A 12,656-nucleotide genomic window follows, 5' to 3' on the forward strand; every position below is an offset into this window, starting at 1 on the left:
TTCCCGTGTGTGTAGGAGCGCGCTGGGCGCTGTCGGGACGTTGTGGCGCGGCCGCAGTTCTTACGCAGCTTGCGGGGCACCGGGATCTCGGCGACAACGGTTTGCCCGGGCCTTATCCACACGCGGCTTGGAAAGCGGGTTCCAGAGAGTTGCCGAGATCGCGGGTGGGAGCTGCCGTGAGAAGACAGGTAGCTCGGCAGATTTGCTGCGCCAAGCGGGAGCACGCTCGACGATATAGGCCTACGTAGCGCGGCCCAGCTCTTGCGCGGCCCAGCTACGCGCCAGGCCCGGCAAGGATGGCGCGAAGCCAAGGACAGCACAAAGTGGCCGTGCGGACCGAGTAGGCAATCTTCCTGATCCGCGGTGAGACCGGCATGGGCTAAGAACGAGATATCACGTGCAGAGAGACGTCGCGGCACGGAGACGTCGCGGGCTCGACGCCCGACGGCCACTCGATCCACATGGCGTCCGATCATCTTGGGCCTTCGCTCACATCCACATCGGAACCGCCTACTCCCCCCTCAATGGATGGAAGCGCTGACTCCGGGACCTCCGAACCGGTCGGTTTCGATTGCTCCGGCCGGTCCACGGGCGTTGCGTGGCTTTGAGCACGGGGTCGCGGCCAGGTCTGACCTGGGGATCGGGGTGGGAGAGCGCTGACCTAGGCTTGGCGGGTGGTTCATGCGAAAAGCTTTGGTAGTGACAATCATGCGGGTGTTCATCCCGAGGTGATGGCAGCGGTCGTGGCGGCCAACGACGGTGACACGCTCCCCTATGGCAGCGATCCCTGGACGGCCGACATGGAGAGCGCCGTCAGGGAGGTCTTCGGGGAGCAGGCGCAGGGTTACGCCATGTTCAACGGGACCGGTGCCAACGTGGTGGGGCTGGGGTTGATGCTCCGGCCGTACGACGGGGTGGTCTGCCCGGCCAGTGCGCACATCAACGGCAACGAGGCCGGCGCCGCCGAGCGCGTTCTCGGGACGAAACTGCTCACCGTGGCGACCGATGACGGGAAGCTCCGCCCGGCCGACGTGCTCGCCCAACTCGGCGCCGTGGGCAACGAGCACCTGTCGCAGCCCCGGGTGGTGTCCATCTCCCAGGTGACCGAGTGCGGGACGGTCTACACGCCTGAGGAGATCACGGCGCTGGCGGAGGTCGTCCATGAGAACGGCCTCTTCCTCCACATGGACGGAGCCAGACTGGCCAACGCGGCCGCCGAGCTCGGCTGCGGCCTGGCCGACATCACGACCGCGGTCGGCGTGGACGTCCTCAGCTACGGCGCGACCAAGAACGGCGCCCTGGGGGCCGAGGCGCTGATCGTCCTGCGGCCGGAACTCGCGCCTGGGGCGCTCTTCCTCCGCAAGCAGGGCATGCAGCTGGCTTCGAAGATGCGGTACGTCTCCCCCCAGATCACCGCCCTGCTGCGTGGCGACCTGTGGCTGCGGAACGCCTCGCACGCCAACGCGATGGCACACCGGCTGGCTGACGGCGTGGCTTCGGTGGTGAAGTTCCGGTACGAGGTGCAGTCGAACGCGGTGTTTCCGGTGCTGCCGGAGAAGGCGATCGCGTACCTGATGGAGAGGTTCACCTTCGGGCATTGGGACCGGGCCGGGGGAGTCGTGCGGTGGGTGACCGCCTTCGACACGACCGAGGATGACGTCGACGCGCTGATCGCGGCTACGCATGAGGCGCTTAGTTTCACGTGAAACATCGCGATGGGGTCGGCTGGAGTCCTGGCTGGCCCCATCTGATGCCCGCCAGAGGTTGATGCATCCCCGCCTATGCGCGGTGGTTGTTTGGTCGCGCAGAGCTTAGGCACCCGGTTGATGATGGCACCGTGATCCGCTGGCTTCTCCCCGATGGGTAGCCGGGCGATCCTCGCGCTCACACCGTTTCCTGAGCTTCCTAAGCGCACTCGCGTCTCGGCCGGTGAACCCAACGTTGCACCCCGCCACAGAGCAACTAGGCTCACCGCCAGCCCTACACAGCATGGATGCTCGGATGGCGGCATGCGCCTCGACTTGAGCACTTGAGGCGCGACCTGAACGGACCTCTCAGAGTTCCGTCCGTTGGCGTCCTTTCCGGTGGGTGAGCAGTACTGATGGCCAGGCCCTCCTCACGCCCCAAGCAAACGATCGCGAACAGAAGGTTGCCGGCTCAGCCTGTTGATTAGCGCGTGAGCTGAGCACGATCGAGGTGCGGTTGCGACGAGCTAGGGCGCCAGCGGCCAGCAGACCACGACCACGGCGAGCCCGATGGCCGCCGCCAGCCACCGCGATTAGGTCGCTTCTCTGGGAGAGAGAACCGCCTATCCCGGTTGACTGTCGATGAGTGACCTCAAGTCGAGCGGTGTTGGCGTCTGGCTGCGGATGCCGTTGCTCTGAGAGGTGAGGGTCAAGTAGTCCTCGCCGACGTCTGCACCGAGTCGCGAGCACGTCCGCGATTCCTGTCGAGGGAGGCGTGGTTCAGCGCGATGTTTCACGTGAAACGCTGCGACTGAACGGCGGCGCGTCAGCGATGTCGCCGAGGAGGGGGCAGGGGCGCGTCCGCTCCGGAGCCCGTTTCTAACCAGGCGTCCCGTGTCAAGGCGAACTGGCACCGGAGCCTGACGGGTGGTGCTGTGCAGAGACACCGTGAGAGAGGCAGCTATGAACCAAGGCACCCGCGGCGAGCTCATCAGCCGGCTGGCGGAGGCGATCAGCTCTGTCACCACGGCGCACCCGCTGCGAATCGCCATCGATGGGCCGCCTGCCGCCGGCAAGACCACGCTGGCCGACGAACTCGCCGTCGTCCTGCGCGGGCAGGACCGCGACGTCATCCGTGCGACCATCGACGACTTCCTCTTTCCCCGTGCCCAGCGCTACCGACGCGGGCGGTACTCGGCCGAAGGCTGTTACTTCGACGCCCACGACCACGCCGCGCTGTGCCGAGTCCTGCTCGATCCGCTGGGTCCAGGCGGAGACCGAAGGTTCCAACACACCATCTACGACAGAGACACCGACACCTCATCGTCCCCGCCGGCCATGACCGCCGCGGCAGATGCCGTACTGCTCTTTGACGGCGTCTTCCTCCTGCGCCCAGAACTCGTCGATCGGTGGGACCTACGCATCTTCGTGTCCGTCCCGTTCGAGCAGACGGTAGATCGCGCCCAGGATCGAGGCTCAGCACTGACCGAATCCACTGCTGACACCGCCGAGATCGAACGGTCCTGGCGCCATCGCTATATCCCGGCCCAACAGCTCTACTTCGCCACAGCCCGACCAACCGAGCACGCCGACATCCTCGTGTACAACGATCAGCTCCACCGGCCGACTTGGGAAGTCCGACCACGCTCATCGATACGCAGGATTTAGCGATTGCTCTCCTCGCTGCCTCTCAATCTCCTGGGCCTACGTGCCGTCTCCAGCGGGCGGCCGGCCGAGAAGCAGCGTCCTGCCCGCGCTCGCGCACACTCAGGCGTAGCCCGATCGTGCCCTTCCCGCAGCAGCACGGTCGAACCTCACCATCGGACAGACGAGTCGCGCCGATGTCTGTGCGAGCGTCACCGCCGGGGCGATGTTGAGCCCGGCATGCCCTTGGCGAAGAAGCTACGAAGCACCCCGAGATCCCCCCAGCGGGAGGCTGCGGTGGAAGTGCGGGGCGGGTCCGCTGGGTTGGCGCCCATGTCCCAGCTGGTAGAGGGTGAACATGCCGTCGGTGGTGGCACCGGTTGTGAAGTAGGTGCAGCTGCCGCCGTTCTGGTAGGTGATGTAGGGCGGGGCGCCGTGCGGGAGGTAGGTGGCGTTGATCTCCTCCTGCACCACACGAAAGGGCTGGGATCCCACGGCCGAGCTTCAGGTGAGACGAAGTCCGTCGCTGCTGGCCGGGCTCCCGATCTCAAGGACCCTCGATTGTCGCCGCATACGCAATGACCCCCAGGCCTTGGTTTGAAGGAGCCTGTCTCACATGAGACCAAGTCCCTCCCCCTGGCTAGGCCCCACCCCCTGAGAAAGGCTTCGAGGGGTTCTCGCCACGTAACAACTTTTGCGCCCATGCCTGACAGAGCTGCTTTCGTGGAGACACCATGTGCTCCTCCTGACGGCTGGGCTCCCTACCCCAAGAGACTGCAAGTGTCGGCGCGTACGCCAAGCTCTCGGGCTCACCTTCGAAGGAGCTCGTCTCAGGAGAAACCGAGTCCGGGGCTACGGCTACGCCCCACCTTCGAGAGGCCCTTAGACGGCCCCGCAACGCAAAGCTGCCCGGGCCACGCTCGACGTGCTCGCAGACGTGAAAGGAATCCGTCCCTGATGGCCGGGCTTCCCATTCCGAATCGGGCTCACAGCCGTCCCTGCAGCCGCAAGCTCCCGGCCCAGGCCTGGGCACTCGTTTCACGTGAAACCAGGCCCGCCGCGGCTCGGTGCCCATCCCCGAAGAGGCCCTGAGAGGTCCCCGCCGTGCCAGCTCCCCCGACCCCACGCTCACGGAACTTGTTCACGTGAGACGAAGTCCGGCCCCTAGTCGTCCCCGCCGCCACATGCTGCCGGGGCCCAGGTCGGGGGAGCAGCTCGTTTCACGTGAAACCGAGTCCCTCCACGGGCCAGGCTCTCAACCCCGAATAAGCACCCCGGTGACCCCCACCACGCAAAAGCTCCCCCGAATCCACGTCCGAGGGAGCCTGTGTTTCACGTGAAACCTAGTCGTTCTCCTGGTCTCGCATCTGGTTAGCCGCGTCCGGTGCCATCGTCCCAATGATGCGCTCAAGGTCGTCGATCGTGGAGAACTCCACCACGATCCGCCCTTTCCGACGCCCTAAATCGACCTTCACCTTGGTCTCGAAGTGGTCCGACAGCCGATCCGCCAGCGTCCGCAGCGCCGGCGCCACCGGCTGCTTCGTCCGCGGCTTCCGGGGAGCGGGGCCAGCCGTCGCCTCCCCCAGCGACACGATCTCCTCTACCGTCCGGACCGTCATGCCTTCCTTCACGATCCGGGTAGCCAGGTGCTCCTGCGCCTCCGGGCTGTCCAGGGACAGCAGGGCCCTCGCGTGGCCGGGAGTGATGGAGCCGGCGGCCAGGCGGCGCTGGACGTTCGGGGGGAGGTTCAGCAGGCGCAGGGTGTTGGTGATGTGGGAGCGGGAGCGGCCGATCTTCTTGGCCAGTTGCTCGTGGGTGGCGCCGAAGTCGTCGAGGAGCTGGCGGTAGGCGGCGCCTTCTTCGAGGGAGTTGAGCTGCTCTCGCTGGAGGTTCTCGATCAGGGCCTCGCGCAGCATCTCGTCGTCGCCCGTGCTGCGGACGATCGCGGGGATGCGTTCCAGGGCGGCCAGGCGACTGGCACGGAGCCGGCGCTCGCCCATGATCAGTTCGAACTGGTCCTTGCCGTATTCGTCTACTCCGGCTGCGCGGACGACGATCGGCTGGAGGAGGCCGACTTCCAGGATCGAGTCGGCCAGTTCGCGGATGCGGTCGTCGTCGAAGACCGATCGGGGCTGGCGGCGGTTCGGGATGATCTGGGTGACGGCGATCTCGTGGAAGTAGGCCCCGGCCACCGGGATCAGGTCCCGGTCACCCGGTGGAGTAGGGGCCGGCACGCCGACGACCGATGGGTCGACGATGGGGCCGGTGGGGATGAGGGCTCCCAAACCCTTGCCGAGCCCCCGACGCTGCTGACTCACCCTTGCTCCTCACCCGCACCGAAACGCCGCATGGCTGATCTCCGTCAGCCCGTCGTACCGAAACGCCGCGTCGTTTCTCAAACGCCGCGCACGATTGTAAGAGGCTACAGGTTCACGCTTCCGCGACAGCGGCACCGCGATAGGCGATCTCTCGTGCCGCGTCCATGTAGGCCATCGCGCCGCTCGAACCCGGGTCGTAGGTCATGACCGACTGGCCATAACTGGGCGCCTCGGACACCCGAACGCTTCGGGGGATGACCGCGTCGACCACGGTGGCGCCGAAGTGGGAGCGGACCTCTTCCGCCACCTGGGAGGCCAGGCGGGTGCGGCCGTCGTACATCGTCAGCAGGATGGTCGACACGTTCAGGGTCTGGTTCAGGTGGACGCGGACCAGCTCGACGTTCTGGAGGAGCTGGGTCAGGCCTTCCAGGGCGTAGTACTCGCACTGGATGGGGATCAAGACTTCCTGCGCCGCGGCCAGGGCGTTGACCGTCAGCAGGCCCAGCGACGGCGGGCAGTCGATCAGGATGTAGTCCATCTGCGCCGACTCGTATGCCGCGAACGCGCGCCGCAACCGGGTCTCACGGCCCACCATCGGCACCAGTTCGATCTCCGCGCCGGCCAGGTCGAGGGTGGCGGGAGCGCAGAACAGGCCCGGCATGTCCGGGACCTGGGTCACGATCGACTCCATCGGGAGGTCTTCCACGAGGACCTGATAAATGGAAGGTGTCCCGGCTCGGTGTTCGGTGGCCAAAGCCGTCGAGGCGTTGCCCTGCGGGTCGAGGTCGACCACGAGGACCCGCAGCCCGTGCATCGAGAGGGCCGCGGCCAGGTTGACGGCGCTGGTCGTCTTGCCCACCCCGCCCTTCTGGTTGCAAATGCAGATCACTCGGGTCTTGGGCGGGCGTGGCCAGTCGCCGTCGCGGCGAGCGGAGTATCCGACGGGGCCGTCGGCGGCCGGCTTGCCGGGCGCGGCTGTTTCACGTGAAACCACAGAACTCAGTGCCTCTCGAACCAGCGGGGAATCACCGGGGCTTAGCGGGGGCTGGGACACCTTGGTCGTCCTTTCGACCGGCCTTGGCCGGTGGTTCGGAGCGGGAGTGCGGCCCCACCCCCATCAGGCCGCGCTCGTCGCGTCGCCGCGAGTCTTTCGGGTCGTCCCGGGTTGATTCAACAGGGTCGTTCGATCGTTCCCGGCCCGACCGCGATTACCTCTTACGTCGGCGCTGTGCAGCTCGTGAACCGGCGCCGGCGATGACGCGGACAAGAGTTGCAGGCGGATCGACTTTACCGCGCCCGACCGTGACAAGCTCGGCCGTCTTTGCCCCGTGAGCGGACAATTGGGTGTCGGCGCCCGCCAATTCTTCGGCAGCTCGTTCACCCTTCATCGCCAGCAGCTCTCCGCCCTCGCGGAGCAGGGGGAGCGACCAGGCGAGCAGGCGATCGAGCGGGGCGACGGCCCTGGCGGTGGCGACGTCGAAGGTGCGTTTGCCCTTCAGCTCCTCGGCCCGGCCGCGGAGCACCTCGACGTTCTGCAACTTGAGGGTCTCCACGCACTCTTCGAGGAAGACGGTGCGCCTGAGCAACGGTTCGAGCAGCGTCACCGTCACATCGGGGCGGACGATCGCCAGGACGATGCCCGGCAGGCCCGCGCCCGAGCCGATGTCGACGAGTTTCACGTCTGGCGGCACCGCTTCGGCGATCACGGCACAGTTCAACAGGTGGCGATCCCAGATCCGGGGAACTTCCCGAGGGCCGAGCAGCCCACGCACCACCCCCGGCCCGGCCAGCAGGGAGGCGTAGGTTTCCGCCTGGGCCAAGGCCTCGCCCGCGAACACCGCGTTGGCGGCTTCGGGGGGCTGCTGGTTGCTCATTTCTTCGGTCATCCCTCGTAGGGTATCGGGCGGCGGACGACAGCCAGGAAGCCTGTGGATAAACCTGTGGATACTGCGGTGTGTGTCCTGTGGACAACAGTGCGCGGCTGGCCAAAAGCGCAGGCGTAAGCCGTACAGAACAAGAAAACCGCCGACCCGGGACGGGGCGGCGGTTTCCACAGGGTGGAGTATCAGGCGGGCAGGACCACGACGAAACGCCGGGGCTCCTCCCCCTCTGACTCGCTGCGCAGGCCGGCGGCGGCGACGGCGTCGTGGATGACCTTGCGCTCGAACGGCGTCATCGGCTTGAGGGCCTTCGGCTCGCCCGACGCCTTGACGTCGTCGACGGCGGCCATGCCGATCTTGGTGAGTTCCGCGCGGCGGCGCTCGCGGTAACCGGCGACGTCGAGCATCAGCCGCGAGCGCTCGCCGGTCTGCCGGTGGACGGCCAGGCGGGTCAGCTCCTGTAGCGCCTCCAGGACTTCCCCGCCGGGGCCGACCAGGTCGCCGCCCTTGAGGCCGATCACGGAGACGAGGGCGCGGTCGCCTTCGACGTCCATGTCGATGTCGCCGTCGAGGTCGGCTATGTCGAGCAGCCCTTCGACGTAGTCGGCGGCGATCTCGCCCTCCTGCTCCAGGGCGGCGACGCTCGGAGCCGCCTTGACGGTCTCCTCGGCTTCGGTCACGTGGGAACTCCCTCTCACGACTTCTTGCTGCCGGTCCGCTTGCTACGTGGTTGCCGCGTCGGCTGCTGACGGACGATCTTAGGCTCTGGCTCCGCCGGCTGCTCGGGCGCGGGCGGGGTCTTGCGGAAGCGCGCGAAGAAGCCCGGCTTGACCTCGACGGGGATCAGGTTGCCCTTGGCGTCGAACTGCGGCATCGGGTTGCGGCTGTAGAACCAGTGCTGCTGGCCGAGAGTCCACACGTTGGTGGTGACCCAGTAGAGGATCAGGCCCAGCGGGAAGTTCAGGGAGAACACGGCGAACAGCGGCGAGATGTACATCAGGATCTTCTGCTGCTGCGCCATGGGGTTGTCCGGCATCTGCGCCATCGAGCGGGTCACGCTCTGCCGGACGGTCAGGAACGTCGTCAGCGACGAGATCGCGACGAAGATGACCAGGACGATCTTGGCGACGACCGGGTCGGCGCCGTACTTCTCGATGTCGGCGGCGCTGGTGAAGAACGTCGCCGGGAGCGGGGCGCCGAAGATGTGGGCGGCGCGGGCGCTGTCGACAAGTTCCTGGGTCATGCCGAAGCGGGGCTGACCGTGGGCCATCGCGTTCAGCACCGTGAACATCGAGATGAAGATCGGGAACTGCGCGATGACCGGCAGACAGCCACCGAGGGGGTTGGCGCCCGCCTCCTGGTAGACGCGCATGACCTCCTGGTTCATGCGCTGCTTGTCGTTCTTGTAACGCTTGCGCAGATCCTGAACCTTGGGCGCGAGCTCCTGCATCTTCTTCGAGGAGCGCATCTGCTTCAAGAAGAGCGGGAAGATCAGCACTCGCATCAGCACGGTCAACGTGATGATGGTCAACGCCCAGTTCAGCCCGTTGTCGGGGCTGAGGACGAGGCTGTAGAAGTTGTGAATATGGGTGATCACCCAGGCGATGGCCGTATACAGCCAGTTCAGCCAGGACAGCTCCACCGAGCTAGCTCCCTTGCTTGTCGTGGGGTCGAGGGGGCACGGGATCGAACCCGCCGGGGTGGAAGGGATGGCATCGGCCGATGCGACGGATGGTCAACCACACCCCGCGCAGCGCCCCGTGCACGGCGATCGCCTCGAGACCGTACGCGCTGCAAGAGGGGAAGAAGCGGCATCGAGGCCCCAGGAGAGGACTGATGAACGCCCGGTAGAACCTGATCGGGACGATCAATACGCGGGCAGCAGTCGACACCGGCGTGACCGGCTGGGGCTGCTCGGTTGTCATGACCGTCCATCCCGCGGCCGCCCGATCAATCGCTGGAGCGCGACATCGAGATCGGCGGCCAGGTGCTCGCTGCGCGCGGACGCGGCCGGTGGGTTGGCGCGTACCACCAGCAGGCTACCTCTCGGAAGGAGGTGCAGACGTGCCCGCATCAGGTGTCTGAGTCTCCGCTTGACCCTGTTCCTGGTGACCGCGTCACCCACGGCCTTACTGACGACGAACCCGACGATCGGGGCCTCGTCGGCCTCCACAGCGGTGAAGTGGACGACCAGGGAGGGTCTACCGGCGCGGCGCCCGCGCCGGATCGCCTCGGCGAACTCCTCGCCTTTGCGCATGCGGGAAGCGGGCGGGAGCACCGGATACTTCCTTAACAAGTAGCCCGCCGTCAGAGATGACGGCGGGCGGGGCTGCTACGAAGTGCCGGTCAGACGGTGAGGTCGTGACGGCCCTTGCGGCGGCGGGCGGCCAGGATGGCGCGGCCGGCGCGGGTGCGCATGCGGAGCCGGAAACCGTGGGTCTTCGCGCGACGGCGGTTGTTCGGCTGGAAAGTACGCTTGCTCACGATGGGCTCCAGGCTAGATGTGCCCTGTCGTTAGGGCGATTAGACCAAGTTTACGGCCCACCGGGCACAGGGCATGCGAAAGAGCCGTCCCGAGAAAGCCGACCGGGTCACGTTACGGGGTACACGCCCGAATGGTCAAACCGGCACCCCCAGTTTTCCACAGGCTGTGGGGTTATCCACACGGTCCTTGGTCATCCACATCCTGTGGGCAACGGGTGCCAGTAGGCTGTGGACAACGTCTTGAACGCAGGTCGCGCACACCGCTACTGTCAGGCGTCCAGGCCTTCCCTCCACACCCAGAGCACCTGTGGATCTCCTGTGGATCTTCTGTGGAAACTCACAGCGGGGGCCGGCGCCACCGGGACCAGACCGGGCGAGGCGGGTGTGGATAACGACACGCGGCGAGCGACCAATGGAACCGCGTCAGGGAGGAGTGCCGAACGGTGGACGGCGTCGACCTCAACCAGCTGTGGGCGAGAGCGCTCACCACACTCCTCGATCAGGGAGTTTCGGGTCAGCAGCGTGCGTTCCTGCAGATGACGCAGCCGTCCGGGCTGATCAACGACACGATTCTGCTGGCCGCCCCCAACGACTTCGCCAAAGAGGTCATCGAGGTGCGGTTGCGGCCGCTCATCATGCAGGCGCTGTCACAGGAGTTCGGCCGGCCGGTCCGCATCGCGGTGATGGTCGATCCGACCGCGACCCAGGCGGAGCCCAAGCAGCAGAACTACGGCCGTCCGGGTGGTTTTCCCCAGAGTGGCGGTCCGGCTTTTCCCCAGACCGGTACGCCCGGCTTTCCCCAGAGCACCCCGTCGGGTGGTTTTCCCCAGGGCGGCGCTCCCGGCGGTTATCCCCAGAACACCGGATCCGGTGGTTTTCCCCAGGCTGGGGATCATGGCTTTCAACAGCCTGTGCAATCTCCGCAGGGCTTCGGCCAGGGGTTTCATCAGGAGTCCCCAGAGCAGCAGGCTGATTTTCCACAGGGTCGCCCACAGGGAGTCCCAGGTGCGCCGCCGCCCGCCGAGCAGCCGTACACGCAATATCCACAGGCTGAGGAGAAGAACGACAAGGCGCCGCCCCGGCCCTCCGGCGGCAAGCAGGGGGAGCCCGCGCGGCTGAACGCCAAGTACACCTTTGAGACGTTCGTCATCGGTGCCAGCAACCGGTTCGCCCACGCGGCGGCGGTCGCGGTGGCCGAGGCGCCGGCGAAGGCGTACAACCCACTCTTCATCTATGGGGACTCAGGGCTGGGGAAGACGCACCTTCTCCATGCGATCGGTCACTACGCGCAGAGCCTGTATGAAGGTGCGCGGGTGCGGTACGTGAGCTCCGAGGAGTTCACCAACGACTTCATCAACAGCATCCGCGACCACAAGGCCGACGGGTTCCGGGCGCGCTTCCGGGCTGTGGACATCCTCCTCGTGGACGACATCCAGTTCCTTGAGGGCAAGGAGCAGACGCAGGAGGAGTTCTTCCACACCTTCAACACCCTCCACAACAGCAGCAAGCAGATCGTGATCAGCAGTGACCGGGCGCCGAAGCAGCTCGTCACGCTGGAGGACCGGCTCCGCAACCGCTTCGAGTGGGGGCTGATCACCGACGTGCAGCCGCCCGAGCTCGAGACGCGCATCGCGATCCTGCGGAAGAAGGCGATCCAGGAGGGCCTGGCCGCGCCGCCCGACGTGCTGGAGTACATCGCCAGCCGGATCGCCACCAACATCCGCGAGCTCGAAGGCGCACTAATAAGGGTGACGGCCTTCGCGTCGCTCAACCGGCAGTCGGTCGACATCGGGCTGACCGAGATCGTGCTGAAGGACCTCATCACCGAGGACAGCTCCAGCACCGAGATCACGATCGCGCTCATCATGTCCACGACCGCGGAGTACTTCGGCGTCTCGCTCGACGACCTGTGCGGCGGATCGCGCTCGCGGGCCCTCGTGGTGGCCCGTCAGATCGCCATGTACCTGGCCCGGGAGCTCACCGACCTCTCGCTGCCGAAGATCGGCGCCCAGTTCGGCGGCCGTGACCACACCACTGTTATGCACAGCGAGCGGAAGATCCGCTCCCTGATGGCCGAGCGGCGCTCGATGTACAACCAGGTCAACGAGCTGACGACCCGGATCAAGCAGCGCGCGCGCACCTCTTGATTCACAGGCTGTGGATAACTCTGTGGATCACGGAACACAGGTGTAATTCGTCGCGCGCTGGAAACTCATAGATCAACAGGCCCCACCGGGCTGTGGACAGGTGTGTGGACAACCTGTGGAGAAGACCCCCTCCAGCGGTGGATAACCTGTGGACGCGCTGTGGATGACCTGTGGGTAGTGGAAAAAACACACTCCGTGTCGGGCGTGTCTCATGTGGAGAACCTGTGGAAAAGCTGTGGGTAACCAGTGGATAACTGGGTGCAAACCTGTGGACGGCCTGTGGGTAACTAAAAGTTATCCCCAGCACGCGCTGAGTAATCCCCAGGCTGTCCACAGGTGCTGTGGACAGAAAAAGGGCCTCTGACCTGCGGCTATAGGGGTTCTTCCACATTTCCACAGCGCCTATTAAGACGACCGATATCTCTACCTAGAGGAAAGTCAAGAGCAACCTTCGAGCTCGGGCCGGAGCAAAAAATCCTGGAGTTGACACCTCCCGGC

Annotated in this window: 12 protein-coding genes; 3 read left to right on the plus strand and 9 right to left on the minus strand. The window is 66.0% G+C overall.

Going from position 1 to position 12,656, the window contains the following annotated elements:
- The first annotated feature begins 674 nt into the window (after positions 1-674).
- Together FDA94_RS23655 and FDA94_RS23660 are read left to right on the plus strand one after the other, a co-directional pair.
- Positions 675-1,706, plus strand: a complete 1,032-nt coding sequence (locus FDA94_RS23655) for a threonine aldolase family protein (protein ID WP_281286615.1) — start codon at positions 675-677, stop codon at positions 1,704-1,706.
- 942 nt (positions 1,707-2,648) lie between these two features.
- Positions 2,649-3,353 (plus strand): cytidylate kinase family protein, encoded by a 705-nt coding sequence (locus FDA94_RS23660; protein ID WP_137249271.1) that lies wholly within the window; start codon positions 2,649-2,651, stop codon positions 3,351-3,353.
- A 234-nt stretch (positions 3,354-3,587) separates the two neighbouring features.
- Here the strand turns inward: FDA94_RS23660 and FDA94_RS23665 are convergent, their stop codons facing one another.
- From FDA94_RS23665 to rpmH, 9 genes are all read right to left on the minus strand, one after another.
- On the minus strand, positions 3,588-3,800 hold the full coding sequence (locus FDA94_RS23665; RefSeq protein WP_170991088.1) for a hypothetical protein: 213 nt from the start codon (positions 3,798-3,800) through the stop codon (positions 3,588-3,590).
- A gap of 872 nt (positions 3,801-4,672) precedes the next feature.
- A complete protein-coding gene (locus FDA94_RS23670) occupies positions 4,673-5,647 on the minus strand; it encodes a ParB/RepB/Spo0J family partition protein (protein ID WP_137249273.1) in 975 nt (324 codons plus the stop codon).
- A gap of 112 nt (positions 5,648-5,759) precedes the next feature.
- Positions 5,760-6,665 (minus strand): ParA family protein, encoded by a 906-nt coding sequence (locus FDA94_RS23675; protein ID WP_202610223.1) that lies wholly within the window; start codon positions 6,663-6,665, stop codon positions 5,760-5,762.
- A gap of 190 nt (positions 6,666-6,855) precedes the next feature.
- Entirely contained in the window at positions 6,856-7,533 is a 678-nt protein-coding gene (gene rsmG / locus FDA94_RS23680; RefSeq protein ID WP_137249274.1) for a 16S rRNA (guanine(527)-N(7))-methyltransferase RsmG, read from the minus strand.
- A 179-nt stretch (positions 7,534-7,712) separates the two neighbouring features.
- Positions 7,713-8,207 (minus strand): Jag family protein, encoded by a 495-nt coding sequence (locus FDA94_RS23685; protein WP_062430542.1) that lies wholly within the window; start codon positions 8,205-8,207, stop codon positions 7,713-7,715.
- 14 nt (positions 8,208-8,221) lie between these two features.
- Positions 8,222-9,169, minus strand: coding sequence for a membrane protein insertase YidC (gene yidC / locus FDA94_RS23690; RefSeq protein WP_137249275.1), 948 nt, complete (start codon positions 9,167-9,169; stop codon positions 8,222-8,224).
- A 4-nt stretch (positions 9,170-9,173) separates the two neighbouring features.
- On the minus strand, positions 9,174-9,452 hold the full coding sequence (gene yidD, locus FDA94_RS23695; protein ID WP_062346974.1) for a membrane protein insertion efficiency factor YidD: 279 nt from the start codon (positions 9,450-9,452) through the stop codon (positions 9,174-9,176).
- Positions 9,449-9,805, minus strand: a complete 357-nt coding sequence (rnpA, locus tag FDA94_RS23700) for a ribonuclease P protein component (protein WP_137249276.1) — start codon at positions 9,803-9,805, stop codon at positions 9,449-9,451. The genes yidD and rnpA overlap by 4 nt, the downstream gene beginning before the upstream one ends.
- Positions 9,806-9,873: 68 nt before the next feature.
- On the minus strand, positions 9,874-10,011 hold the full coding sequence (gene rpmH, locus FDA94_RS23705; RefSeq protein WP_155339926.1) for a 50S ribosomal protein L34: 138 nt from the start codon (positions 10,009-10,011) through the stop codon (positions 9,874-9,876).
- Between the two features lie 608 nt (positions 10,012-10,619).
- Between rpmH and dnaA the strand changes: the two genes are divergently transcribed.
- Positions 10,620-12,158, plus strand: a complete 1,539-nt coding sequence (dnaA, locus tag FDA94_RS23710) for a chromosomal replication initiator protein DnaA (RefSeq protein ID WP_425460170.1) — start codon at positions 10,620-10,622, stop codon at positions 12,156-12,158.
- The last annotated feature ends 498 nt before the right edge of the window (positions 12,159-12,656 follow it).

The sequence above is a fragment of the Herbidospora galbida genome (assembly GCF_005233835.1).
Lineage (GTDB): Bacteria > Actinomycetota > Actinomycetes > Streptosporangiales > Streptosporangiaceae > Herbidospora > Herbidospora galbida.

Coding starts and splice junctions, on each gene's coding strand:
- rsmG (WP_137249274.1), bottom strand. CDS start 7,533: ATGACCGAAGAAATGAGCAACCAGCAGCCCCCCGAAGCCGCCAACGCG.
- FDA94_RS23660 (WP_137249271.1), top strand. CDS start 2,649: ATGAACCAAGGCACCCGCGGCGAGCTCATCAGCCGGCTGGCGGAGGCG.
- yidD (WP_062346974.1), bottom strand. CDS start 9,452: ATGACAACCGAGCAGCCCCAGCCGGTCACGCCGGTGTCGACTGCTGCC.